Source organism: Streptomyces sp. NPDC003379 (assembly GCF_053589195.1).
The window spans coordinates 22,358-46,502 of record NZ_JBSFRK010000019.1 but is presented as its reverse complement, the minus strand read 5'-3'; the positions used below and the strand labels follow the sequence as shown (position 1 = coordinate 46,502).

General features: G+C 71.9%; 27 protein-coding genes. 20 read left to right on the top strand and 7 right to left on the bottom strand.

The genetic code is table 11. The features are described 5' to 3' along the window. Window positions 1–92: 92 nt before the first annotated feature. Window positions 93–719, bottom strand: coding sequence for a YigZ family protein (locus tag ACWDVB_RS20330; protein WP_451514792.1), 627 nt, complete (start codon window positions 717–719; stop codon window positions 93–95). Window positions 720–878: 159 nt separating this feature from the next. Here ACWDVB_RS20330 and ACWDVB_RS20325 point away from each other — a divergent pair, with 159 nt between their 5' ends. The 10 genes from ACWDVB_RS20325 (at window position 879) to ACWDVB_RS20280 (ending at window position 9,496) form a co-directional block, all read left to right on the top strand. Next, entirely contained in the window at window positions 879–1,559 is a 681-nt protein-coding gene (locus ACWDVB_RS20325) for a 4'-phosphopantetheinyl transferase family protein (RefSeq protein ID WP_451514793.1), read from the top strand. 343 nt (window positions 1,560–1,902) lie between these two features. Next, the gene (locus ACWDVB_RS20320) at window positions 1,903–2,184 is read left to right on the top strand and encodes a hypothetical protein (RefSeq protein WP_451514794.1); all 282 of its coding nucleotides are present in this window, start codon (window positions 1,903–1,905) and stop codon (window positions 2,182–2,184) included. Beyond that, complete coding sequence (locus ACWDVB_RS20315; RefSeq protein ID WP_451611982.1) at window positions 2,127–2,339, top strand: hypothetical protein; 213 nt, start codon at window positions 2,127–2,129, stop codon at window positions 2,337–2,339. Before ACWDVB_RS20320 ends, ACWDVB_RS20315 begins: the two co-directional genes overlap by 58 nt. A 62-nt stretch (window positions 2,340–2,401) precedes the next feature. Continuing rightward, window positions 2,402–2,815: a lasso peptide biosynthesis protein gene (locus ACWDVB_RS20310; RefSeq protein ID WP_451514795.1), complete on the top strand. Its 414-nt coding sequence runs from the start codon at window positions 2,402–2,404 to the stop codon at window positions 2,813–2,815. A 65-nt stretch (window positions 2,816–2,880) separates the two neighbouring features. Continuing rightward, window positions 2,881–4,551: an amidase family protein gene (locus ACWDVB_RS20305; RefSeq protein ID WP_451514796.1), complete on the top strand. Its 1,671-nt coding sequence runs from the start codon at window positions 2,881–2,883 to the stop codon at window positions 4,549–4,551. A gap of 447 nt (window positions 4,552–4,998) precedes the next feature. Further along, window positions 4,999–5,109 (top strand): keywimysin-related RiPP, encoded by a 111-nt coding sequence (locus tag ACWDVB_RS20300; RefSeq protein ID WP_451514797.1) that lies wholly within the window; start codon window positions 4,999–5,001, stop codon window positions 5,107–5,109. A gap of 26 nt (window positions 5,110–5,135) precedes the next feature. Beyond that, complete coding sequence (locus tag ACWDVB_RS20295) at window positions 5,136–6,974, top strand: lasso peptide isopeptide bond-forming cyclase (RefSeq protein ID WP_451514798.1); 1,839 nt, start codon at window positions 5,136–5,138, stop codon at window positions 6,972–6,974. A gap of 31 nt (window positions 6,975–7,005) precedes the next feature. Beyond that, window positions 7,006–7,260 (top strand): lasso peptide biosynthesis PqqD family chaperone, encoded by a 255-nt coding sequence (locus ACWDVB_RS20290; protein ID WP_451514799.1) that lies wholly within the window; start codon window positions 7,006–7,008, stop codon window positions 7,258–7,260. Continuing rightward, on the top strand, window positions 7,257–7,700 hold the full coding sequence (locus ACWDVB_RS20285; RefSeq protein WP_451514800.1) for a lasso peptide biosynthesis B2 protein: 444 nt from the start codon (window positions 7,257–7,259) through the stop codon (window positions 7,698–7,700). The genes ACWDVB_RS20290 and ACWDVB_RS20285 overlap by 4 nt, the downstream gene beginning before the upstream one ends. Then, on the top strand, window positions 7,697–9,496 hold the full coding sequence (locus ACWDVB_RS20280; protein ID WP_451514801.1) for an ABC transporter ATP-binding protein: 1,800 nt from the start codon (window positions 7,697–7,699) through the stop codon (window positions 9,494–9,496). Before ACWDVB_RS20285 ends, ACWDVB_RS20280 begins: the two co-directional genes overlap by 4 nt. 39 nt (window positions 9,497–9,535) lie before the next feature. On the opposite strand, the gene ACWDVB_RS20275 is transcribed toward ACWDVB_RS20280, so the two are convergent. Then, complete coding sequence (locus ACWDVB_RS20275; RefSeq protein ID WP_451514802.1) at window positions 9,536–10,207, bottom strand: thiaminase II/PqqC family protein; 672 nt, start codon at window positions 10,205–10,207, stop codon at window positions 9,536–9,538. 149 nt (window positions 10,208–10,356) lie between these two features. Here ACWDVB_RS20275 and ACWDVB_RS20270 point away from each other — a divergent pair, with 149 nt between their 5' ends. Then, window positions 10,357–10,812, top strand: a complete 456-nt coding sequence (locus ACWDVB_RS20270; protein WP_451514803.1) for a tellurite resistance TerB family protein — start codon at window positions 10,357–10,359, stop codon at window positions 10,810–10,812. Between the two features lie 21 nt (window positions 10,813–10,833). Here ACWDVB_RS20270 and ACWDVB_RS20265 read toward each other — a convergent pair whose 3' ends face one another. Both ACWDVB_RS20265 and ACWDVB_RS20260 read right to left on the bottom strand, forming a co-directional pair. Beyond that, window positions 10,834–11,766, bottom strand: a complete 933-nt coding sequence (locus tag ACWDVB_RS20265; protein ID WP_451514804.1) for a M56 family metallopeptidase — start codon at window positions 11,764–11,766, stop codon at window positions 10,834–10,836. Window positions 11,767–11,789: 23 nt separating this feature from the next. Next, a complete protein-coding gene (locus ACWDVB_RS20260) occupies window positions 11,790–12,197 on the bottom strand; it encodes a BlaI/MecI/CopY family transcriptional regulator (protein ID WP_451514805.1) in 408 nt (135 codons plus the stop codon). A 180-nt stretch (window positions 12,198–12,377) separates the two neighbouring features. Between ACWDVB_RS20260 and ACWDVB_RS20255 the strand changes: the two genes are divergently transcribed. Then, complete coding sequence (locus ACWDVB_RS20255) at window positions 12,378–12,953, top strand: TerD family protein (RefSeq protein ID WP_451514806.1); 576 nt, start codon at window positions 12,378–12,380, stop codon at window positions 12,951–12,953. A 47-nt stretch (window positions 12,954–13,000) separates the two neighbouring features. Next, the gene (locus ACWDVB_RS20250; protein ID WP_451514807.1) at window positions 13,001–13,408 is read left to right on the top strand and encodes a CoA-binding protein; all 408 of its coding nucleotides are present in this window, start codon (window positions 13,001–13,003) and stop codon (window positions 13,406–13,408) included. A 39-nt stretch (window positions 13,409–13,447) separates the two neighbouring features. On the opposite strand, the gene ACWDVB_RS20245 is transcribed toward ACWDVB_RS20250, so the two are convergent. After that, window positions 13,448–14,509: a PucR family transcriptional regulator gene (locus ACWDVB_RS20245; RefSeq protein WP_451514808.1), complete on the bottom strand. Its 1,062-nt coding sequence runs from the start codon at window positions 14,507–14,509 to the stop codon at window positions 13,448–13,450. A gap of 185 nt (window positions 14,510–14,694) precedes the next feature. On the opposite strand from ACWDVB_RS20245, the gene ACWDVB_RS20240 reads away from it, so the two are divergent. Both ACWDVB_RS20240 and ACWDVB_RS20235 read left to right on the top strand, forming a co-directional pair. Next, entirely contained in the window at window positions 14,695–15,135 is a 441-nt protein-coding gene (locus ACWDVB_RS20240) for a nitroreductase family deazaflavin-dependent oxidoreductase (RefSeq protein WP_451514809.1), read from the top strand. Window positions 15,136–15,320: 185 nt separating this feature from the next. Next, entirely contained in the window at window positions 15,321–15,611 is a 291-nt protein-coding gene (locus ACWDVB_RS20235) for a hypothetical protein (protein ID WP_451514810.1), read from the top strand. Window positions 15,612–15,632: 21 nt separating this feature from the next. On the opposite strand, the gene ACWDVB_RS20230 is transcribed toward ACWDVB_RS20235, so the two are convergent. Further along, window positions 15,633–15,818 carry a CGNR zinc finger domain-containing protein gene (locus ACWDVB_RS20230; protein ID WP_451514811.1) on the bottom strand — a complete coding sequence of 62 codons (186 nt, stop codon included), beginning with the start codon at window positions 15,816–15,818 and terminating at the stop codon, window positions 15,633–15,635. A gap of 140 nt (window positions 15,819–15,958) precedes the next feature. Between ACWDVB_RS20230 and ACWDVB_RS20225 the strand changes: the two genes are divergently transcribed. Both ACWDVB_RS20225 and ACWDVB_RS20220 read left to right on the top strand, forming a co-directional pair. Then, the gene (locus ACWDVB_RS20225) at window positions 15,959–16,828 is read left to right on the top strand and encodes an AAA family ATPase (RefSeq protein ID WP_451514812.1); all 870 of its coding nucleotides are present in this window, start codon (window positions 15,959–15,961) and stop codon (window positions 16,826–16,828) included. Window positions 16,829–16,854: 26 nt separating this feature from the next. After that, entirely contained in the window at window positions 16,855–18,243 is a 1,389-nt protein-coding gene (locus ACWDVB_RS20220; protein ID WP_451514841.1) for a vWA domain-containing protein, read from the top strand. Between the two features lie 20 nt (window positions 18,244–18,263). Here the strand turns inward: ACWDVB_RS20220 and ACWDVB_RS20215 are convergent, their stop codons facing one another. Then, the gene (locus ACWDVB_RS20215; RefSeq protein ID WP_451514813.1) at window positions 18,264–18,929 is read right to left on the bottom strand and encodes an endonuclease; all 666 of its coding nucleotides are present in this window, start codon (window positions 18,927–18,929) and stop codon (window positions 18,264–18,266) included. Between the two features lie 109 nt (window positions 18,930–19,038). On the opposite strand from ACWDVB_RS20215, the gene ACWDVB_RS20210 reads away from it, so the two are divergent. The 3 genes from ACWDVB_RS20210 to ACWDVB_RS20200 all read left to right on the top strand — a co-directional run bounded on the left by ACWDVB_RS20210 (window position 19,039) and on the right by ACWDVB_RS20200 (window position 24,136). Continuing rightward, a complete protein-coding gene (locus ACWDVB_RS20210; protein WP_451514814.1) occupies window positions 19,039–20,346 on the top strand; it encodes an ATP-grasp domain-containing protein in 1,308 nt (435 codons plus the stop codon). 64 nt (window positions 20,347–20,410) lie between these two features. Next, window positions 20,411–22,450, top strand: a complete 2,040-nt coding sequence (locus tag ACWDVB_RS20205) for a CocE/NonD family hydrolase (RefSeq protein WP_451514815.1) — start codon at window positions 20,411–20,413, stop codon at window positions 22,448–22,450. A gap of 135 nt (window positions 22,451–22,585) precedes the next feature. Continuing rightward, window positions 22,586–24,136 carry an FAD-dependent oxidoreductase gene (locus ACWDVB_RS20200; protein WP_451514816.1) on the top strand — a complete coding sequence of 517 codons (1,551 nt, stop codon included), beginning with the start codon at window positions 22,586–22,588 and terminating at the stop codon, window positions 24,134–24,136. Window positions 24,137–24,145 lie beyond the last annotated feature (9 nt).

Here is a 24,145-nt window from a genome sequence, read left to right as displayed (position 1 = left end):
CCCCGAGACTAACGGGCGGGTCGGACATCACGGGTGGCTACTCCCGTAACCGTCGTCCCGTCCAAGGCCCCGGCTTCGCGGGGCGCCGCGCGTCAGGCGTCCCCGTACGCCTCTCCCCCGAGCTCGAACACCGCGCTGCCCGCGGTGGCGTCGGCCAGCCAGCCCCGGAAGGCGTCCACGTCGGCGTCGGGCAGAGCGATCTCGATGGTGACCGCGTCGCTGTAGCGGACGTCACGCACGTCACGGCCCGCCGCCCGAAGATCGTTCTGCACCTTGCCCGCGCGCTGGTGGTCGACGGTGACGGTGGCGAGGCGGAAGCGGCGGCGGGTGACGGTGCCGAGGGTGTCGAGCGCCTCGCCGACCGCTCCTCCGTAGGCGCGGATGAGTCCGCCGGCGCCGAGCTTGACGCCTCCGTAGTAGCGGGTCACGACCGCGGCGACGTACCGCATGTCGCGGCGCGTCAGCATCTGCAGCATCGGGACACCCGCCGTGCCGCCGGGCTCGCCGTCGTCACTGGCCTTCTGGATCGACGCGTCGGCCCCGATGACGTAGGCGAAGCAGTTGTGGGTGGCCGTCGGGTGCTCCTTGCGGACGCGCGCGACGAAGTCCTGGGCCTCCCGCTCGGTGGCCGCGGGTGCCAGGGCGCACAGGAACCGCGAACGGTTGATCTCGGTCTCGTGCACGCCCTCGCGGGCCACTGTGCGGTACTCGTCCTGCATCACGCCAGCGTAGGCGCTCGCCGGGCGCCGCCCGCACCGGGAGCGGCGCGGGGTGGCACAGGTCACTGTCCACGCGCGCGTGGCCTCTGCCCGGTACGGTGATCTCTCGTGACGTCACCCTCGATACCCGTGCGCCAAACCCCGGAAGCCTCGGGCCCCTTGGCATCCCTGCTGGCCGCCGTGCCGGTCACCGTCGTCGAGACACATGACGACCCCGCCGACGCCGTGCTCTTCCCCGAGGAGGAGGCGGTGGTGGCGAACGCGGTGGCCAAGCGGCGCAACGAGTTCACCACCGTGCGCCACTGCGCCAGGACCGCGCTGAACCTCATCGGCGTGCCGCCCGCCCCGATCCTGCCGGGGCAGCGCGGCGCGCCCCGCTGGCCGGCCGGTGTCGTCGGCAGCATGACGCACTGCGCCGGGTACCGCGCGGCGGTCGTGGCCCGTGCCGGTGAGGTGACCTCGCTCGGCGTCGACGCGGAGCCGGGCGAGCCGCTGCGCGACCCGGACGTCCTGACCTTGATCGCCGACGAGACGGAGCGTGCGGCGCTCGCCCGGCTCGGCGCCCGGTATCCGGGCACGCCCTGGGACCGTCTGCTGTTCAGTGCCAAGGAGTCCGTCTACAAGACGTGGTTCCCCCTCACCGGGCGCTGGCTCGGTTTCGAGGACGCCCACGTGGAGCTGGAGCCGGACGGCACGTTCACCGCGCGGCTGCTCGTCGAGGGGCCCGTGGTGGAGGGCGTCGAGCTGAAGGTGTTCTCGGGTCAGTGGATCGTCCGGGACGGGATCGCCGCCACGGCCATCGTCCTGCCGCTGACGTCGGCCGTGGGCCGCCGGTCCTGACGTCAGCAGGATGTGGAAGGACTCCACGCTGCGGATGCCGAGGGCCGGTGCCGCCGCCAGGACGGTGAGGACAACGACGTCAGCGCCATGGTGGCGAGCAGCGTCAGGAGCAGTACGGGCTTGGTAGGGCAGCCCGACGACGCCCGCGGTGGCCAGCAGAACGGCGCCGTGGGAGCTGACAGGGTCGCCCGCAGTATCCGCCCCGGCCACTCGCTCTACGACGGCGCGGAAGCGACCGCCGAGACCGAGCGCGCGAGCGACTTCCTCGTCCCGGTTCCGGGTTCCCGACGCCGACGCCGAACGCTACGAACCGGACTCCGCCGCGCAGGAGCGCATCCGGAACATGACGGTCTGGTGGCCGTACGGCATCCACTGCGCCAAGCCCTGGGGCGGCAGGGAACTGCGCCGGATGGCGGCCCGGCTGCCGAACGCCTACCGGGTGATCCCCCACGCCGACCGGACCATCGACAAGCCCGTGCTGCGTCTCGTCGCCGCCCGCCGGGGTCTTCCCTCCCTCGTGTGGCGGCACTATGGGCAGGACTGGCTCGGATCGCCGGACGAGACGTGGTGCCTGCGCCATCCGGACGCCGTCGCGGACGTACCCGGCGGTCCGACGCCCGGCTGACCGTCCTGGGCGTCATCGATCCGCGCCGCCTGGCCGCCGTCCTCGCCGACCCGCGCGCGTTGCATCGCAACGCGGAGAATTTGCTGTGTACGGCCATGGTCGAGTTGTTCCTGCGCGACCTGGCGCACAAGCTCGCCCCGGTGCCGAGGGAGTAACGCCCCGCGCCCACGGAGCGATGGGCACGCGCGTGCTCCGGACCTCGCGAGAGGAGACCGAAATGCCGCTGATCCAACTGGCGGAGCAGACAGTCTTTGACCCCGCCGACGGTACGGGGGTGCTCCTGGACACCGCCGAGGGCGTCTACTTCCAGCTGAACCCCACAGTGGTACGGCTGTTCGACCCCGACGCGCTGTGCCTGACCAGGTCGTCCGCGCTTGCCGTCCACTTGTCGGCACTCGGGGTGCCGGCCGAGACCGTGATCGCCCGGCAGCGTTCGCCGATCGGCGCGCCGTTCGCCTGCCACTCCTGGACGGAACTGCACGACGAGGTCCTCAACGACGTTCCGGCCGCCGTCCAGAGCGGCCATACGGTACTCCAACGGGTGGGATGCCCGCCCTTGTCTGAACCGGTCCCGCGGCTTCATGCCGCGTGGCTCACGTCGGAGCCGGAAAACCCATCAGCGCGAGCCTGAGCGGACGATCCACGGAAGCCCCACACCCTTGCGTCGGACGGTGCCCGTGTAGTCCGCTGACCCCCATGGGAAAGAGGAGCATTGCCGCAATGACCACCGCGCTTGTCGCGGGGTCCCTTCTGACGGGCGTACCGCATGCCGGTGCGCAAGTAGCCGAGCATGGCGCCGACAGTTCGCCGCCACTCGCCGGGTCACCACTCGCTCCGGGGATCGACCTGGACACCGTGACGATTCCGAAGTTACAGGCTCGCATGGCGGACGGTTCGCTGACCTCGTCGACGCTGACCCGGGCCTACCTGCGGCGGATCGAGAACATCGATCCCAAGATCCACTCGGTGCTGCGTACCAGCCCGGCGGCCCTGCGCCAGGCGGCCGACAGCGACGTCAGGCACCGACGTGGTAAGACCCTTGGGCCGCTGGACGGCATCCCCGTTCTGCTCAAGGACAACGTGAACACCCGTGACATGCCGACGACGGCCGGGTCGCTCGCGCTCGCCGGGAGCCCACCCCACTCCGATGCCGCACTGGTGACCCGACTACGGAAGGCGGGGGCGGTGATCCTCGGCAAGACCAACCTGTCCGAATGGGCCAACTTCCGCGGCGCGAAGCCGACATCGGGGTGGTCGGCGGTGGGTGGACAGACCAACAACCCGTACGTCCTCGACCGGAATCCGTGCGGATCGTCGTCCGGCTCCGCCGCCGCGCTCGCCGCGTCGTTGTCGCAGGTGGCGATCGGCACCGAGACGGACGGCTCCATCGTGTGCCCGGCCGGGATGAACGGCGTCGTCGGCCACAAGCCCAGCCTCGGTCTGGTCAGCCAGTCGGGCGTGGTGCCGATCTCTGCCGAGCAGGACGCGGCCGGGCCCATGGCGCGCAACGTGATCGACGCCGCGCTCACGCTCTCGGTGCTGAGCGGTCGCGAGGACTCACGTGGTGACGGCACTCGCTCTGGTGGCCTGGAAGGTCTCCCGGGCCTCCAGAGCCGCCCCGGACCGCCTGGCCTCCCGGCCAAGGACGCGGTGGCGGACCAGGGAGGCAGCAGCCTCCGCGGCAAGCGGATCGGCCTGTGGCGCCTGCCCTCGCTCGGATCCGACGTGGACGCGGTGATGACCCGGACGGCGAAGAAGCTGCGCAAGGCCGGAGCCGTGGTCGTCGAGGTGACACCCCCGTACCAGGCGCGGCTCGCCGAGCTCGAATTCCCGGCGCTGCTCAGCGAGTTCCACCGGGACATCGACGCCTACCTCGGCACGCGCGAAGGACCCCGGAACCTCGCCGAGCTGATCGAGTTCAACCGCACCCACCCCGCGGAACAGACCTGCTTCGCCGGCCAGGAGCTGTTCGAACAGGCCCTCGCCGCACCGCCCACCACCGACTCCAAGTACCGGGCGATGCGCGCCGAACTGAAGAGCCTCTCCCGGCGCTCCCTCGACGAGACCATGGCCGCCCACCGCCTGGACGCCATCGCCGCGCCCACGAACCCGCCCGCCTGGACAACCGACTGCGCGCGCGGCGACAACGACGTCATCCCGTCCTCCACGCCGGCAGCCGTCGCCGGATACCCGGCCCTCTCGGTGCCCGCCGGGTCCGTGAACGAACTGCCGGTCGGCCTGCTCCTGATGGCCGGTGACCAGCAGGACGCCAAACTCCTGTCCCTGGGAGCCGCGGTGGAACACCGGTTGAAGGCCTGGCGAGCACCGCGCTACCTGCCGACGGCCGGGTCCGGCGCGCCGCGATGAACACAGGAGGGCTCGGACCCACCGAGCACCCCACGCCTCGGCGCCGGATCGCGGCGGAGGGGCGAAGAAGATGGAGCGTGCGGCGAGAGCCGAGTGCGCCCCGTCGGCTCCCCCCGGCCATGGCCGTCGGCTTTCTCCGGCAGGGCCGCCACGAGGGTGTCGGCACGCAGGTCGAAACGTTTTTGCCCTTGTTCGCACACCGGCCAACCAGCTGTTCGGTTTTTGACGAGACCGGCGATTGGCGATGCGCTCAGGCCCCTGTCTCTACTTTTTCATATTGTCGTACTTTCTTTCGTGGTCTTGTCACGCCTTCCGGTTATGCACATAGCTGGGTGCTGCGACCACTTCCTCGCCCCGGGGTCCCCGATGGGCCCCGAGCAGGTCGGCGGAGCCCCGCGCGCCGCCGACCAGGGAAGAGGTCGTCAAACCTCTATCCGAGGAGAGGTCATGAAGAAGGCTTACGAAGCGCCGGCGCTCGTCCGGCTCGGGACGTTCCGGAAGAAGACCGGACTGCTGCAGCGTGCCGGCAACGACCGACTCGTCCTGAGCAAGAACTGACGACCGACGGTTTCTGACCCGACGTCATGACTGAACTGCACGAGAGTGCGGGGACGGGCCCCGGCGACGCGCACTTCACGGTCTTCAGCGACCGTGCGGACGCGGCCGCCGTGGCCCGCTCCTTCGCCCACCCCGGAGCACGCGTCCTCAAGCACTCTTCCGGTCGGCCGTGGCTGGTGGGGCAGTGGGACGACGAGGAGATCGTCACGGCGCACGTCGGCCGCGCCGCCCTCGCCGTGGTCGGCTGCTGCCCCGTCGACGCCGCTGAACTGGAGGTTCGGGCGGGGCGGCTGCGCGATCCGGCGGAGCTGGACACGTTGGCCCGCTCACTGCCCGGCAGCTTCCACCTCGTCGCCGCCCTGGACCAGCAGCTCAGGGTGCAGGGCACCGCGTCCGGGCTCCGGCTGGTCTTCCACGCCGCCGTGGACGGCGTGCCGGTGGCCGCCACGCGCGCCGATGTCCTCGCCACCGCGCTGGGCCACGACCCCGACGAGGAACAGCTCGCCGTCCGGCTGCTGTGGCCGACCCCCTATCCGCTCTTCGAGACGTCCCTCTGGCGCGGTGTCACCGCTGTTCCACCGCAGGACGCGCTGATCGTCGCCGCGGACGGGCGGACCGTACGCCACTCGCGGTGGTGGACCCCGCCGGAGCCGGTCCGTACGCTCGCCGACGGCGCCCCGCTGGTCCGCGAGGCCCTCGCAGCGGCCGTCGACGTCCGTACCCGTCGAGGCGGCGTGGTCAGTTGCGACCTGTCCGGCGGCCTGGACTCCACCTCCATCTGCTTCCTGGCCGACCGGTCCCCCGCCCAGGTGGTGGCCAGCACCTGGCCGGGGCGCGACCCCGCCGACACCGATCTGTACTGGGCCGAGCAGGCGACGAAACACCTGCCGGACGTCGAGCACGTGGTGTGGGACGCGGACGCCTCGCCGCTGGTCTACGACGGTCTGCTGGGCATCGACGACCTGCTCGACGAACCGACCATCGGCGTCATGGACCGTTCACGGGTGCTGCACCATCTGCCGAGAATGGCGGAACTGGGCAGTCGGCTGCACCTGACGGGCATCGGCGGTGACCACGTGGCCTGGTGCTCAGAGGCGTACTACCACCGGCTGGCGCGCGGCCGCCCGCTGTTCGCGCTGCGGCAGCTGCGCGGCTTCCGGGCCCTGTGGCAGTGGCCGCTCGGCGCGACGGTCCGCGCCCTGGCCGACTCCCGCCCGTACGGGAAGTTCCTCGCCGACGCCGCCGGTCAGCTGCGCTACCCGCTCCCCGCCACGGTCACCACCAGCCTCGGCTGGGGCATGCCCCCACGCCTCTTCGACTGGGTCACCCCCGACGCCGAACGCATGGCCGAGCGGGCACTGCGAGAGGCCGCTTCGACAGTCGCTCCGCTCCACCCCGACCGCGGCCTGCACACCGATCTGGAGCAGATCCGCTCGTGCACACGCATCATCCGCCAGTGGGACCGCATGGCGGCCCGCGCAGGTGTACCGATGGCATCGCCGTTCCTGGACGACCGCGTCATCGAGGCGTGCCTCGCGATCCGGCCGGACGAGCGCGTCACGCCCTGGGCGTACAAGCCCGTCCTCACCGCCGCGATGCGCGGCATCGTGCCCGAGACGTGCCTGCGGCGCACCACGAAGGCCGCCGCCTCCATGGACGCCGCCGACGGACTGCGTCGGCACCGCGCCGACCTGCTGACCCTGTGGGAGAACTCCCGGCTGGAACAGCTCGGCCTGGTCGACGGCGACGCGCTGCGCCGCCTCGCGCAGCGGCCCTCCGCCCCCGGGCTGCGCGACGCCATCCTCTACTCCACCATCGCCACCGAAGTATGGCTGCGTGGCCTCTCCCCCGCGCGTACCCGCTAGGCCCGCCACCGGAGAAAGGCAGTCACCCACCATGGCACTGCGGTTCGACCCCGATGTCTCCACCGCGGAGACCGACTACGGCACAGTCCTCCTGGACCAGCGCAGCGGCGACTACTGGGAGCTCAACCCCACCGGCACCCTGGTCGTGAAGACCCTCCTCGACGGCGGCGGGGAAGCGGCGGCCGTCGACGCGCTCGTCACGGAGTTCGACATCGGCCGGGCCCGCGCGGAGCAGGACGTCGCGGCTCTCGTAGAGGAACTGCGCGAGTCGGGGCTCGCCTCATGACGACACCGAGCGCCTTGGAGCGGCCCACCGGCGTCCCCTTCCGCCGGCGCGTGGCCGCCCGCCTCGTGCTGCTCCCGGCCGTCGCACTCTCGCTGCTGCCCCCGCGCCGGATCCGCGCCGTCCTCGGTGTCGTACGCCGGGGAGCCTCGCCGGCCACCGCCGTGCAGGCGAAGAACGCCCGGGACGCGATGTGCGCGGCCAGCCTGCTCTGCGCCGGCCCGAAGGGGTGTCTGCCCCGCTCTCTGGGCGCGGCCCTGCTCTGCCGGCTGTCGGGTGGTTGGCCCACGTGGTGCACCGGGGCGAGCGTGGTGCCTCCCTTCAACGCGCACGCCTGGATCGAGGCGGAGGGCCGGTCCATCGGCGAACACATGCCCGACGACTACTTCGCGCGGCTGCTCGCGGTGGCGCCCATGACCGCGAACCGGCCGCCCCGCCCATGACGGACCCCCGGGCGGAGGCGCCGGACCGCTCGACACGGGCCGCGGTGGCCACCATGTACCGGCTCACCACCGGGCATCGGGCCTCCATCGTCGTGGCCACAGTGCTCACCCTCGTGGGTTCCGTCCTCGGGCTCGCCCAGCCTCTCGTCGCCAAGCAGATCGTGGACGCGGGCGGCCACGGACGGGCGTACTGGCCACTGCTGCTCCTCCTGGCCGTGCTGTTCATCGGCGAAGCGGCCACCGGCGCGATCGGCCGCTTCGTCCTGGAACGCATGGGTGAGAGGGTCGTACGCCAACTCCGCCACGGCCTGGTGGCGGGTCTGCTGCGGCTGGAGATGCGGGAGTACGACCGCCACCGCACCGGCGACCTGATCTCCCGCGTGACCGCCGACACCACCCTGCTCAGGGAGGTGGTCTCGCAGGCTCTCGTCGACCTCGTCACGGGAGCCCTCGTCGCGGTCGGCGCGATCGGCCTGATGATGTGGATCGATCCGTTGCTGCTCGTCCTGGTCGCCCTGACCGTGGCCACCGCGGCCGCGGTCGTGGCTTCCCTGCTGAAGGGCATCCGCGCCGCCTCCGAGCACATGCAGAGCTCCGTCGGCGCGATCGCCGCCGATCTGGAGCGCGCGCTCGGCGCGCTGCCGATGGTCCGCGTCCACCGGGCCGAGGACCGCGAGGCACAGCGCGTCGGCGAACGCATCGACTCCGCCCACGACGCGGGCGTACGGACCGCGAAGCTCGCGTCGCTGATGAGCCCGGCGGTCGAGCTCGCGGTCCAGGGCTCCTTCCTGCTCGTCCTGGTCATCGGCGGCCTGCGCGTCACCGGCCACGCCAACTCCCTCGGCGACCTGGTTGCTTTTCTGCTGTACGCCTCCTACCTCGTGCTGCCCCTGTCGTCGGTGTTCCGCGCGGTCGGCCTGATCCAGCGCGGCATGGGCGCCTACCAGCGCATCGAACAGGCACTGAACCTGCCCGTGGAGCCCTCATGCCCCGGGCGCCCGACCGCGCGGGCGCGCACGTGCGTGGCGGCCGGGCGAGCCGCTTCGAACGAGGAGCCCGCCCTCGCGCTGCGGGATCTCACCTTCGGCTACGACCCCGACCGGCCGGTCCTGCGCGGCGTCACCTTCTCGGTTCCGCACCGGAGCCAGACCGCCCTGGTCGGCCGGTCGGGTGCCGGGAAGAGCACACTCTTCGCTCTGGTGGCCCGGTTCTACGAACCCGACTCCGGAGACCTCCTCTTCGACGGGCGGCCCGCCACCGAACTGACCCGCGCGGAATGCCGCGAGCGGATCGCCGTCGTCGACCAGAGCACTCATGTCGTGCACGGCACCCTGCGCGACAACATCACCTACGCCGTGCCGGACGCCCCCGAGGACGAGGTGCGGCGCGTCATCGAGCTGGCCCAGCTGGACGATGTCGTACGACGGCTGCGGGGCGGCCTGTCCGGCCTGCTGGGCGACCGCGGCAACACTCTCTCGGGAGGCGAGCGCCAGCGCGTCGCCCTGGCCCGCGCCCTGCTCGCCCGTCCCGAACTCCTCCTCCTCGACGAGCCCACCTCCCACCTCGACGCCATCAACGAGACCGCGCTCACCACGGTGATGAAGGACGTCGCGCGGGAATGCGCCCTGTTGGTGATCGCCCACCGGCTCTCCACCGTCCGGCACGCCGACCAGATCGTCATCCTGGACAACGGGCGCGCCACCGCGGGCGGAGGTCACGAGGAACTCCTCGACGGCAGCCCGCTGTACCGCGAACTGGCGGCCGGACAGATGCTCCGCCCGCACACGAAACTCTGAGCCGAGGCTCGTATCGGGCGGCACCGTCGACCGAAGCGCTCAGGCCTCGTCGCCGCTCACCAGCGTGGCCCAGAACATCTCCTCGTAGCGCTGCACCAGCCGCCCATAGCGCAGGTGCGCCGCCGTGACCCGGCCCCGGTCGAGGCCCGCCTGCACCGCGGCGAGCGCCAGCCGGTCGAGCTCCGGCGCGGGTTCGGCGAAGAGGTCGAAGAACCCGCAGGCCTCGTCGCCGAAACCGTGCCGCTCGCGCAGCGCCCGGGCGATCGTCGCGCAGCAGCCGCCCCAGGAGGCGAAGTTGGCGGTGAGCGCGAGGACGACATCGGCCGGTTCGCCGTTCAGCGCGAGCCAGGCGGCATAGGCGGGGTAGGCCTGGCAGCCCGCCCGCGGTTCGTACGTCGCCGCCTCGTCCCGGCTCACCCCGCAGGCCGCGAGCAGCGGGACGAGCCGTGCCCGGGCGAGCGTCTCACCGTCGGCCAGGGCGTCGAAGAAGGCCGCGGACTCCGGGTCCTTGGCCTCGGCCGCCCGCCCGGCCAGGTGCTGGAAGGAGCGGCGGTCGGCGGGGATGACGTGCCGCTGCTCCAGGGCGAGCACCGCGAGCGTGCGGGGCGCGGCCGTGCCGTCCGCGATGCGCGGGACGAGCGGGTTGGCGTCCGGGTCGAGCGCGAGGCGGGCGGACGTGCTCCGCAGGAGTTCGTGTGCCGTCGGGGTCATCGCACGCACCTTCCGCTGGGCGGGAACTTCTCGGTACGACTGCTAGTTTCTACTCTGTTGTAGAAATTGGCGAGGCCGCGGACGCGTACACAGCGACCGGGGCCGACGCCGTGCACCCCTGATACATCGATACGTTTATGGAGTTCCCCATGGCCCTGTGGGACCGCGTCAAGGAATCCGCATCGACGATGCAGACCCAGCTGATGGCGAAGAAGAACGACCTCAAGAGCGGCGCCTTCCGCGACGCGAGCATGGCGATGTGCGCCCTGGTGGCGGCCGCCGACGGCACCGTGGACCCCGCCGAGCGCCTGCGCGTGGCCCAGCTGATCGGCACGAACGAGGTGTTGCAGAACTTCCCGGCGGACGACCTGCGCCGCCGCTTCGACGCTTGTGTCGACAAGCTGACCGCCGACTTCGCGTTCGGCAAGGTGAGCGTCCTCCAGGAGGTCGCCAAGGCGAAGAAGAAGCCCGCGGAGGCCCGCGCGGTCATCCAGATAGGCATCGTCATCGGCGGCGCCGACGGCGACTTCGACAAGGACGAGCAGGCCGTGGTGCGCGAGGCGTGCTTCGCGCTCGACCTGCCGCCGCACGAGTTCGACCTGTAGCCGCCGCGGCGCGGGGCCGGTTCAGAGCGGCGTGGCCGCGCGCAGGATGAGGACCATCGTGACCGCGGAGTTCGCCGAGGACATCGCGGACACGGCGGTGCCGAACGCCGCGCACCACAGGGCGAGCCCCACCGCCGTGAACAGGGAGGGGCGCGTGCGGCCGGCGGGCGCCGGGGCGAGCAGCGCGGCGACGCGGCGCGGCACGGGCCCCGGCGCGGCGAGCCCCGCGAGGGTCGGCGCGGGCACGCCCCGCGAGACCAGGGCGGCCTTGCCGATCGCGCGGGCGACGACCCGCCGGTCCCGCACGGCCCGCGCCGCCGCCTCGTCGGCCCACCGTTCCGCGGTGAAGGCGACGGAGGTGCGCAGCGGCCGCAGGAACGGATTGGCGCGGGCCGCCAACTGCGTGACCAGCAGATGCCGGTGGTGCCGTGCGGCGAGGTGGGCCCGCTCGTGCGCGAACAGCGCGCGCCGCTCGGGGGCAGCCAGCCGGGCCAGCATGCCGGTGGTCACCACGACGCGGCCGCCGCCGCGCGAGGGAAGCGCGTACGCGTACGACGTGTCGTCGGCAAGCACGGCGACGGACGTGCCGGGCAGCCCTTCGAGGGCGCGGCGCCCCCGGTGGCGTACGCGCGCGTGCCGCCACAGGGTGCGCGCGCACGCGGCGCACACGGCGAGGAGCGCGGGGATCGCGGCCTTCCCCGCGACCTCGTCGAAGGGGACGGCGGCGCGCACCTCGGGGTCGGACCAGCCGTCCGGCAGGGGATTTCCGGGCAGCTGGGCGGTGCCGACGACCATGAGGAGCGCCAGGCAGAGCGTGCTGCACACGGCCATCACTCCGGCGACGGCGGTGAGCACGCGGGTGGCGGTGCGCGGGTGGAGATGCTGCTCGGCGAGGCGGGCGACCGGCCAGGCGGTCAGCGGCAGCACGAGCGGCAGGAAGACGAAGACGCCCATCAGGCAAGAGCTCCCATCGGGTGTCAGTCGTCCGTCTCGGCGCCCGCCCGCCCGAGCAGCTCGCGCAGGAGCTGCTCGTCGTCGGGCGTCAGCGTCGTGACGAAGCTGGCGAGGACCGCCTCGCGGTCGCTCTCGCCGTCGAGCACCTTGCGCATGCGGAAGGCCGCGAGGCCCGCCTCGTCGGAGGAGGACGTCCACGCGAAGGACCGGCCCGCGCGCTCCCGGGTCACCACGTCCTTGGCGAGGAGGCGGGTCAGGATCGTCATCACGGTGGTGTACGCGAGGTCGCCGCCGATCCGCTCCTGCACCCAGGCGGCGCTGACCGGGCCGCGGGCGGCGTGCAGGGCGGCGAGCACCTGCTGCTCCAGCTCGCCCTGCGCGCGGCGGCGCAGGCGTGGCCGGCGCTCCTCGCGCTCGTCGTGGTGCTTCATGCCCGGGCTCCCTCCAGCCTCTCCGTGCTCCGCGGCGGCCCGGGAGCGCCACATCGTAACGGGCCCGAGCCGCCCCACCCGCTTCTACATTCCTGTAGATTCTACGGAACCACCACCCGGAACGAAGCAGCACCCAGAACAACGAATCAGTACCCAGAACTCGGATCTCAGGAGGACATCGTGGGAGTTTCCCTGGCCAAGGGCGGCAACGTCTCGCTCAGCAAGGAGGCCCCGGGCCTCACCGCCGTACTGGTCGGCCTGGGCTGGGATGTGCGCACCACGACCGGCACGGACTACGACCTGGACGCCAGCGCGCTGCTCTGCGACGACTCCGGCAAGGTCGTCTCCGACCAGCACTTCATCTTCTACAACAACCTGACGAGCCCGGACGGTTCGGTGGAGCACACGGGCGACAACCTCACGGGTGAGGGCGAGGGCGACGACGAGGCCGTGAAGGTGAACCTCGCTCAGGTGCCCGCGCAGATCACGAAGATCGTCTTCCCGGTGTCGATCCACGACGCCGAGAACCGCGGCCAGAGCTTCGGCCAGGTCCGCAACGCCTTCATCCGCGTGGTGAATCAGGCGGACGGCGTGGAGATCGCGCGCTACGACCTCTCCGAGGACGCGTCGACGGAGACCGCCATGGTCTTCGGCGAGCTCTACCGCCATGGCGCGGAGTGGAAATTCCGTGCGGTCGGCCAGGGTTATGCCAGTGGGCTGCGGGGCATCGCGACGGACTTCGGCGTGCATGTCTGACCGCGGCCCCTGACGGCATCCGGCCGCGATCCTTGAGGAGGCAGGTCATGTACGGCGACCACGAGACGGTGCGCAAGATCCTGACGGAGCTGGGCGAAACCTGGGCGGTCGTGGGCCTGTCCGGCAACCGCGACCGGGCGGCGTACGGCGTCGCGGCCGTCCTGCGGCGCTTCGGCAAGCGCGTCGTGCCGATCCACCCGAAGGCCGAGACGGTCCACGGCGAACAGGGCTACGCGTCCCTGTCCGCCGTGCCGTTCCCGGTCGACGTGGTCGACGTGTTCGTCAACAGCGACCTGGCCGGCCAGGTCGCCGACGAGGCGGTGGCGGCCGGCGCGAAGGCCGTGTGGTTCCAGCTCGGCGTGATCGACGAGTCGGCGTACGAACGGACGCGCGCGGCGGGCCTCGACATGGTCATGGACCGCTGCCCCGCCATCGAGATCCCGCGGCTGGGCTGAGCGACCGCCGCGCCGGGGCCGACCCGACCCGCGGCGGCCTCAGAACCGCCTCTCGGGCCAGTCGAGCAGGCGCGCCCCGATCACCGCGGTCTGCAGCGTGTAGCGGTGCACGGGATCCGACGGGTTGGCGCCGGTGAGCTTGTGGATGCGTTCCAGGCGGTACGTCAGGGCGCGCACGCTCAGCGCCAGCCGTCGGGCGGCCTCCGCCGCGACGCAGCCCGAGTCGAAGTACGCGGCGAGCGTGTCGATGAGCGGCCGCGCTCCGCCGCGGGCCTTCTGCAGCGGGCCGAGCGTGTTGAGCACGAGGTCGGCCATGGCCTGCCGGTCGCGGGTCAGGACGGGGTAGACGAGCAGGTCGGCCGCGCGCAGCACGGGTTCGTCGAGATCCAGACGCTCCGCGAGGTCCAGGGCGTTGAGGGCTTCCTCGTACGACTGGACGACGCCGCCGGGGCCCGGCTGCGGGCGGCCGATGGCGACGCGGCCGCCGTCGGTGGCGGCGTACGCCTGTTTGGCGAAGAAGGCGAGGACCTCGTCCTGGTCGCCGGGGGCGATGCACACCAGGCGGCCGTCCTTGGTGGTGAGCAGGATGCTGCGGTCGCCGAAGCGGCCGATGAGGGCCCGCTCGACCTCGCGGGGGACGGCGTGCCCCTCCTCGTACCCGTTTCGGCCCTCGGCGACGGCGACCGCGTGTTCGTAGGAGAGGCGCAGCCCGAAGCGTTCCGCGCGTTCGGCGAGCAGGCCCAGGTCGCTGCGTCCGTAGAGCAGGTCGTCGATGAACTCCCGCCGCGCCGCCTCCTCCTGGCGTACGGCGAGGCGTTGGGCACGTTCGTAGCCCTCGGCGAAGGCGTCCACGGCCTGCTCCGCTGCGGCCAGCGCACTGTCGGCGGAGACCGCGGCCCCGGCGGGCCAGTGGGCGCGCGTGGCCGCGAGATGCGCGCCGACCAGCGCCCGGAGGCCGAGACCCGCGTCGGCGGCCCGCTCCCCCAGAGCGCGCCGCGAATCAAGCTCGTCGCGGGTCAGGCGCCGCCCCGTCGACGAGGCGGCGGCGAGGATGCGGGCATAGCCGTCGAGATACTCCTCCGGTATGTCCTGCCCCGTCATGCCCGCCCCTGTCGTCGCTTGCTGAACCCTTGATGTCTTTTGATCTCTTTCTAACGCATGGCGGGTCGACCTCACGCATGGCGGGTCGACCTCACGCATGGCGGGTCGACCTCACGCATGGCGGGTCGACGGCGGGCGGAGTCGGCGGCCGGAACAATCCGCGGCCGCGGGCCGTTTGACAGGTCATGCCTCTGACTGGAGAGTACGAGCCCGGTACGTGGGACTGGGCGAGCAAGCAGGCCGAGTTGTACGAGAGCTCCGGCGGCACCGACGGCACGACGATGAGGGGCAAGCCCGTCGTTCTGCTGACGTCGGTCGGCGCCAAGAGCGGGAAGCTGCGGAAGAACCCCCTGATGCGCGTCGAGCACGGCGGGGAGTACGCGGTGGTGGCGTCCAAGGGCGGCGACCCCGCGAACCCGTCCTGGTACCACAACCTCGTCGCCCACCCGCATGTCGAACTGCAGGACGGCCCGGTGAAGAAGGACTACCGCGCTCGCCTCGCCACCGGCGAGGAGCGCCGGGCCTGGTGGGAGCGGGCGGTCGCGGTGTGGCCGGACTACGGCGAATATCAGAAGAAGACGACGCGCGAGATCCCGCTCTTCATCCTGACGCCGTTCGAGGCCTGAGTGAGTGTCTGAGTGAATGTCTGGGCGAGTAGCTGAGTGAGCGTCCGGGACGCGCGGCCGTGGGATGCCTCAGCGACTGGGTGAATGCCCGTGTCCTCGCGCAACCTCTTCTGGAGCGGGCCAGTTGACCCGGCGTCGGCACCCGAACCGGTGCCGGGTCATCCAGGAAGGGAGCGCTCAGCAAAATGAGCTCTACGCACACGAAGGTGCTGGCCGGGTCGATGCTGACCTTGGCCGCGACGGGTATGACGGTCACCCTCGCCATGGCCGACGAGTCGCCCCAGGGCAGCGACTCGCAGAGCATCGAATTGATTCGTGATGTCTGTCCCACCGTTCAGGACATCGACGTCATCGTCCCCGCCGAGGTGCTGGACGAAGCTCGCGCCTTCCAGTGCAACGAGATCCGGCAGAAGTCTCATTACGAGGACGAGTCCTCCGGGCCCGCGCTGCCGCTTCTGGGAACGGTCCAGAACTGACGCCGACGCCGCCCCCGGTGGTCACGGCTCCTGTCCGCGCCGACGCGCCCGGTACGCCCGCAGGTTCGCCGCGTTCCCGCACGTCTTCACGTCATGCCACACCCCGCTGTTGTTCCGGGACCGGTCGTAGAACGCCACCCGGCACAGCGGGTTGCGGCAGGTCTTGAGGCGGCGCGCGGCATGGCCTGCTCCTCTGTTCTTGAGCACGAGATCTTGAAATAAGCGTAACGCCTTTGCCTATGTCGCATGCGCCCGGCGTGAGTCTGGCCTCGGCCCGGGGACGTGACGTGTGCCGCAAACGGCGCGCGCCTGTTGTGGCCGGCGGCCGGAACTGATCAGGTACGTCCATGACGACCGGGTACTTCACGTCCGTCGACGATGTCGCGGCCCGCCTGTCCGAGACCGGGTATCTGGCCTCGCCGGCGGTCGCCACCACCGTCTTCCTGGCCGACCGGCTCGGCAAGCCCCTGCTGGTGGAGGGCCCGGCCGGTGTCGGCAAGACCGAGGTGGCGAAGGCCGTCGCCCAGGTCGCGGGCGCGCGCCTGGTCCGGCTCCAGTGCTACGAGGGCGTCGACGAGTCCCGCGCGCTGTACGAGTGGAATCACGCCAAGCAGCTGCTCCGCATCACCGCCGGGCGCGACGAGTCGTGGGACGAGACGCGCACGGACATCTTCAGCGAGGAGTTCCTGCTCCCGCGCCCGCTGCTCACGGCGATCCGCGGCGACGAGCCGAAGGTCCTGCTGATCGACGAGACCGACAAGGCCGACGTCGAGGTCGAGGGCCTGCTCCTCGAAGTGCTGAGCGACTTCCAGGTCACGGTGCCGGAGCTGGGCACGATCAGCGCGGAACGGCGCCCGTTCGTCGTGCTCACCTCCAACGCGAGCCGGGAACTGTCCGAGGCGCTGCGCCGCCGCTGTCTGTTCCTCCACATCGGCTTTCCCGACGAGGAGTTGGAGCGGCGCATCGTCCGGATGAAGGTGCCCGGACTCGACGAGGCGCTCACCGAGTCGGTGGTGCGGGTGGTCGGCGCGCTGCGCGCGATGGACCTGCGGAAGGTGCCGTCGGTCGCCGAGACCATCGACTGGGCGCGCACCCTGCTCGCGCTCGGCGCCGACACCCTGGACGAGACGGTCGTACGCGACAGCCTCGGCGTCGTCCTCAAGCACCAGGACGACGTGCTGAAGGCAGCCGCCAAGCTGGATCTGGACGCCGTGTGACGGCGCTGCCCGACGGGCTTGTCGGGATGGTCGCCTCCGATGGGGTCACCGGCCGGCTCACCGGTCTCGTCAAGGCGCTGCGCTCCCACGGCCTGCGCATCGGCCCCGGTGAGACCGTCGACGCGGCCGCCGCGTTGGAGGCGCTCGGTCTCGCCGACCGCGAGCGCGTCCGGGAGGGGCTGGCCGCCGCGCTGCTCCACCAGGAGAGCCAGCGGGCCGTCTTCGATCCGGTCTTCGATCTCTACTTCCCGCTGGGTGTCGGCGCGCCGGACCGGCAGAGCGCCGGGGGTGCCGGGCCCGACCGGGACGCGCTGCGCGAACGCCTCGTCGCCGCGCTCGCGGCCAACGACCAGGCGCTGCTCGGGCAGTTGGCGGGCGAGGCGGTGGACGGCTTCGGCGGCTACGGCTCGTCGCAGGGCTCGGACGGCTGGTCCTCCTACCAGACCCTGAGCCGGCTGAGGCCGGAGACGCTCCTCGCACGTGTCCTCGCCGCCCGGCGCACGGGCTCCGGCGGGGAGTCCGCCGCGGGCGCCGCGTTCACCGACCGCCTGGAGGCCGACGAGATCCGGCGCCGCATCGAAGGGTTCCGCGAGCGCGTACGCACCGAGGCGCGCCGCCGGGTCGCCGAGCGGCGCGGCACGGAGGAGATCGCCCGCCGCGCCGTGGCCACCACCGCCGACCGGGTCGACTTCCTGCTCGCGGGCCGCGCCCATCTGGACGAACTGCGCAGAGCCGTGCACCCGCTGGCCCGCAGGCTCGCGACCCGCCTGGCCGCCCGCCGCAGACGCGCCGCGCACGGCACCATCGACCTGCGCCGCACCCTGCGCGGCTCCCTGTCGACCGGCGGTGTGCCGATGCGGCCGGTGCTGCGCCGCCGCCGTCCCGCACGCCCCGAGCTGGTGCTGCTCTGCGATGTGTCCGGTTCGGTGGCGGGCTTCGCGAACTTCACGATGCTGCTGGTGCAGGCGCTGCACGACCAGTTCAGCAAGGTGCGTGTGTTCGCGTTCGTCAACCGCGTCGACGAGGTGACCGGGCTGCTCACGCACGGCTCCGCGGACCCGGCCGGCCTCGGCGGACGCATCCTCGGCGAGGCCGCGGTGACGGGTTGGCACGGCAGCAGCGACTACGGCACGTCCCTGGGCGAGTTCGCGGAGCGCCACCTCGACGCGGTCGGCCCGCGCTCCACGGTCTTCGTCCTCGGGGACGCCCGTACGAACATGAGCGACCCCAACCTTCCGGCGCTGCGGGAGATCGCCGGGCGGGCCCGCCGGGTGTACTGGCTCAACCCCGAGCAGCGCTCGCAGTGGTCGACCGGGGACTCGGCGGCGTACGCGTACGCGGAACTGGTCGAGATGCACGAGTGCCGTAACGCCCGGCAGCTCAGCGCGCTGATCGGGCGGTTGCTGCCGGTCTGATGTCCGGGCCGGAGCCTGTGTCAGGAACGGCCCGGCCCGGACATCAGCTCGTCGGCGACGCTCTTGTCCAGGGCGACGCGGACGAGCGCCGCCGCCAGGGCCGCGGGATCCGCGTCCTCGGCCAGGCGCATCAGGGCGTCCGGGTCGTCGGGCAGACCGAGGCGGCGCGCGCCTTGCAGGGCCTTGTCCCCCAGGCAGGGCGCCACGCCCGGCCACACCCGCTGGACCTCGCGCAGGAAGATGTCGGTGCCCGTCGGCCCGAGGCCGGGCACCTCCTGGAGCCGCCGGCGCAACACCTCGTCGTCGTCGCCCGCCTCGTCCCTCAGGCGGCGCAGGTCGCCCCCGTACTCCCGCAGGACCAGCTCGGCGCCGTCACCGAGCTGGGTGGCGGTGCGCTCGTCGTAGCGGCGGTAGCCGCCGCGGCCCAGCGCGTCGACCCGCTCCTGCCAGGTCGCCGACGTCATGCGGCGCGCGTCGCGCATTCCGGCGGCGAAGAGTTCGCGGGCGGCGGCCACCGCCGTGGTGCTGCGGATGCGGGCGCTGAGCAGTACGGACAGGACAAGGAGTTGGTACAGCGGCTGCGGGGTGTCCCGCAGCCGGATACCGGCGTCCTGGGCGTAGGTGCGCCCCTGGCTGTCGAGCAGGGCGCGGACGACGGTCCGGCCGCTGCTGTGCCGGTCGGTCATGGTTCTCCTCCCGATCGGGTCCTCTTTCTGGTCATCATGGCCGACGTGTGCGTGTCGGGACCTCGGGTACACAGCCCCCTTGACCTCGGGAAAGGAAAAACTTGTGGCTGTGAGCCGGAAGAACGTATTCGTGATCGGCCTGGACGAGGCCAATCTGCCCACGCTGAACGCCATCCCGCACGCCCGGGACTACGCGTTCCACCCCCTGCTCACGATCGAGGAGCTCCAGGGCGGCGAGGTCTCCGTACCGGACCTCATGGAGAAGGCGCAGAAGGTGCTCGACGCGTTCGAGGGCAGCGTCGACGCGATCGTCGGCTACTGGGACTTCCCGGTGAGCACGCTCGTGGCGATGCTCGGCGACCGGTACGGCACGCGCAGCACCAGCCTGGAGTCGGTCGTCAAGTGCGAGCACAAGTACTGGAGCCGCCTCGAGCAGCAGAAGGTGGTCGACGAGCATCCGCGCTTCGGGCGGGTCGATCTGGACGCCGAGACGCCGCGGCCCCCTGAGGGCGTGCGCTTCCCGATGTGGCTCAAGCCCGCCCTTTCGTACTCCTCCAAGCTGGCCTACAGCGTGCGGGACGAGAAGGAGTTCGACGCGGCCGTGGCGAAGATCAAGGAGGGGATCGGCACGGTCGGCCGGCCCTTCGAGTACATCCTCGAACAGATCGACCTGCCCGAGGAGATGGCGGGGATCGGCGCGCAGGTCTGTCTCGCCGAGGAGGCGCTCTCGGGGATCCAGGTCGCCGTCGAGGGGTACGTCCACCGGGGTGAGGTCACCGTCTACGGCGTCCTCGACTCCATCAACTACCCGGACTCCTCCTGCTTCCTGCGCCATCAGTACCCCTCCACCCTGCCGGAGCCGGTGGTGCGGCGCCTGCACGACGTCTCGGTGCGGGTGATGCGGCAGATCGGCATGGACGACGCGACGTTCAGCATCGAGTACTTCTACGACCCGGGCAGCGACGAGCTGAACCTGCTGGAGATCAACCCCCGGCACTCGCAGTCGCACGCGGAGCTCTTCGAGTACGTCGACGGCGTACCCAACCACCACTGCATGGTCAGCCTCGCCTTCGACGAGGACCCGGCGATCCCCCACCGCGAGGGGCCCTGCGCGACCTCCGCCAAGTGGTACTACCGGTGGTTCGCCGACGGCGTGGTGCACAACGTGCCGACGCGCGAGGAGATCGACCGCATCGAGCGCGAGATCGGGGACGTGCGCGTCGAGGTCCTGGTCGAGGAGGGGCAGCGGCTCTCCGACGTCGGCCATCAGGACAGCTACAGCTTCGAGCTGGCGCACATATCCACCGGCGGCGACAGCGAGGAGGAGCTGCGGCGCAAGTACGACCGGTGCGTGGCCGCGCTCGGCCTGACCTTCGACGACACGGAGCCCGGCGGCCGCGACCTCACCAACGACTAGCACCGACACACTGCGACATCCGCCTGCCCGGCGGAGGAACCGACCGAGAGGTGGCACGGCCCCCATGCGCCACGTGGGCAATCTCCCGTACGCGACCAAAGAGGAAGAACACGTCGTCGTCCCGATGTCCGACGGCACCCGGCTGTCGGCGCGGATCTGGCGCCCGACATCCTCGGACGACGCGCCGGTCCCGGCCGTCCTGGAGTACATCCCGTACCGCAAGCGCGATCTGAGTTCCGTACGCGACTCGATCCACCACCCCTACATCGCGGGGCACGGCTACGCGTGCGTACGGGTGGACGTGCGCGGCACGGGCGAGTCCGAGGGCGTCCTGCGGGACGAGTACCTGGAGCAGGAGCAGACCGACGCCGAGGAGGTGCTCGCCTGGCTGGCCGAGCAGCCCTGGTGCGACGGGTCGACCGGCATGATGGGCATCTCCTGGGGCGCGTTCGCCGCGCTCCAGGTCGCCGCTCGGCGGCCGCCGAGCCTGAAGGCGATCGTCATCTCGTCGTTCACGGACGACCGGTACGCCGACGACATGCACTACATGGGCGGCGCGATGCTGTCGGACAACCTCGCCGAGGCCGGCACGATGTTCGCCTACGCCACCTGTCCGCCCGATCCGGCCGTCGTCGGTGAGCGCTGGCGCGAGATGTGGCACGAGCGGATGGAGCAGGCGCGCCCCTGGGTCCTGGAGTGGCTGCGCCACCAGCGCCGCGACACGTACTGGAAGCACGCCTCGGTCTGTGAGAACTACCAGGACGTACGCTGTCCCGTCCTCGCCTCCAGCGGCTGGGCGGACGGCTACTCCAACGCCGTGACCCGGCTGCTCGGCCATCTGGACGTGCCACGCAAGGGCCTGATCGGGCCGTGGTCGCACAAGTATCCGCATCTGGGTGAGCCCGGTCCCGCCATCGGCTATCTCCAGGAGGTGGTGCGCTGGTGGGACCACTGGCTCAAGGGCGAGGACAACGGCGTCATGGAGGGCCCGATGCTGCGGGCCTGGATGCAGGAGAGCGTGCCGCCCTCGACCGCCTACGAGGAGCGTCCCGGCCGCTGGGTCGGCGAGCCCGACTGGCCCTCCCCGCACATCGAGGAGGTCGCCCGGCCCCTGACGCGCCACCGCATCGCCTGGGACGGGGAACCGGTGGCCGCCGAGGACGCCGCCGGTGAGGCCATGACCGTGCAGTCCCCGCTGTCGGTCGGCCAGTTCGCCGGAAAGTGGGCCTCCTACAACGCTCCGCCCGACCTGCCCTACGACCAGCGCGAGGAGGACGGCGGTTCGCTGGTCTTCGACTCCCCCGAGCTGACCGAGCCGGTGGAGATCCTCGGTTCGCCCGCCGTCGACCTGGACCTGTCGGTCAGTGAGCCGGTGGCCACGGTCGCCGCCCGCATCTCCGACGTCGCGCCCGACGGGCGGGCCACCCGGGTGACGTACGGCGTGCTCAACCTGACCCGCAGGGACGGCACGGGCGAGCCCGAGCCCCTGGAGCCGGGCCGCCGCTACCGCGCGACCCTCCAGCTCAACGGCGTGGCCCAGTCCTTCCCGCCCGGCCACCGCATCCGGCTCTCCCTCTCCACGTCGTACTGGCCGCTCGCCTGGCCCCCGCCCCGGCCCGTCCTGCTCAGCGTGTACGAGGGTTCCAGCGCGCTGCGGCTGCCGGTACGGCCGGTCTCCGAGCCGGACGACGCGCCGCAGCGTCCCTTCGACGAGCCCGAGGGCACCCGGCCGCTGGCCACCACCCGGCTCTCGCCGCCGGAGCAGCGCTGGGAGGTCAGGCGTGACCTGATCGGCTACGACTCCGCGCTGGAGATCGTCAAGGACCGCGGCACCGTCCGGTACGAGGACATCGGGCTCGACGTCGGCTGCCGCGCCTTCGAGCGGTACACGTCCACCGGTGAGGACTTCACGTCGGTGGCCGGCGAATCCGCCTGGACCATGCGTTTCGCGCGGGGCGACTGGGAGGTGAGCGTGCGGACCCGCACGGTGCTGCGGTGCGACGAGGACTCCTTCCTCGTCGACGCGACGCTCGACGGTTACGAGGGCGAGCGCCGCGTCTTCTCCCGTACGTGGAACGAGACGCTGCCCCGCGACTGGCTCTGACGGGCCGGGCCCACGGGCGCGTGATGTCCCTTTTGCGTAGCCTGTGGGCAAGATCCCGGCCGCCGCCCGGCCGGGTTAACCCGGTGACGCGGGGGAACCCGCACGATCCAAGAACGCCGAGACCAGGGAGCCGCCATGGCTGTCGCACCTCGTACCGGGCCACTGCCGGGCCGACCCGAGTCGTACTGGATGGACACCAGCGAGTCGACGTCGTATCCACCGCTGGCCGAGGACATCGAGGTGGACGTCGCCGTGGTCGGCGGCGGCATCGCGGGGCTCAGCACGGCGTGGGAGGTGGCCCGCGACGGGCGGACGGTCGCCGTCCTCGAAGCCGACCGCATCGCCGCCGGGGTGACCGGCTACACCACCGCCAAGCTGTCCTCACTGCACTCCCTCGTGTACGAGCGGCTGCGCCGCACCCGCGGGCCGGAGGCCGCCCACCTGTACGCCCGGTCCCAGCAGGAGGCGGTGGAGCACGTGGCCGCCGTCTGCAACGAGGTCGGCATCGACTGCCGGCTGGAGCGCGCGCCCGCCTACACCTTCACCACCCGGGCGGACGGCACCGACGAGCTGCGGGCCGAGGCCGCCGCGGCCCGCGAGGCCGGTCTGCCCGCCCAGTACACCGAGGTCACCGGGCTGCCCTTCGCCGTGGCGGGCGCGGTGCGCGTCGACGACCAGGCGCAGTTCCATCCCCGCGCCTATCTGCTGGCGCTCGCCGAGGACCTGCGCGCGCGGGGCGGCGTCATCCGTGAGCGGACCCGGGTGACCGGTCTGCGTGAAGGCTCCCCGTGCAAGGTGACCGCCGAGTCCGGGCACACGGTCACCGCGCAGTCCGTCGTCGTCGCCACGCACTATCCCGTCTTCGACCGCGCCCTGCTCTTCGCCCGGCTGTCGGCGAGCCGTGAACTCGTCGTCGCCGCGCCACTGGCCCCGGGGCAGGACCCGGACGGCATGTACATCACGCTGGAGGAGGGCAAACGCTCGGTGCGGACCGCGCCGTACGGCGACGACGGCGGGCGGCTCCTCATCGTCACGGGTGAGGGTTTCACGCCGGGCACGGGCGACCCCGCCGCCGGGTTCCGGGCGCTGGACGCGTGGACGCGGGAGCGCTTCGACGTCGGGGAGACGGCCTACCGGTGGGCGGCCCAGGACAACTCCGTGACCGACGGTGTCCCCATGGTCGGCCCCTTCCACCCCGGCGCCCGCAACACCTATGTGGCCACGGGGTTCGGCGGCTGGGGGATGAGCGGCGGCGTCATGGCGGGAACGCTGCTCGCGCGGCTGATCGGCGGGGAGAAGTCGCCCTGGGCCGACCTGTACGACCCGCGCCGACTGCTCAAGACCGTGCGGGAGGCCCCGGCACTGCTGGGCCAGCAGGCGGAGGTGGCCAAGCACTTCGTCGGGGACCGGCTCCGCAGCCACGTCGATTCCGTGGACGAGATCCCGGCGGGCTCGGGGGCGGTGGTCCGGGTCGAGGGGCGCCGCTGCGCGGTCCACCGCGACGAGAGCGGCGCGCTCCACGCCGTCTCCGCCCGCTGCACCCACATGGGCTGCCTGGTCGCCTTCAACGAGGCGGAGACCACGTGGGAGTGCCCCTGCCACGGCTCCCGCTTCGGCACCGACGGGGAGGTCCTCCAGGGGCCCGCGACCCGTCCCCTGGAGCCTCGCGAGCTGCCCGGCTCATGACGCGGCCGG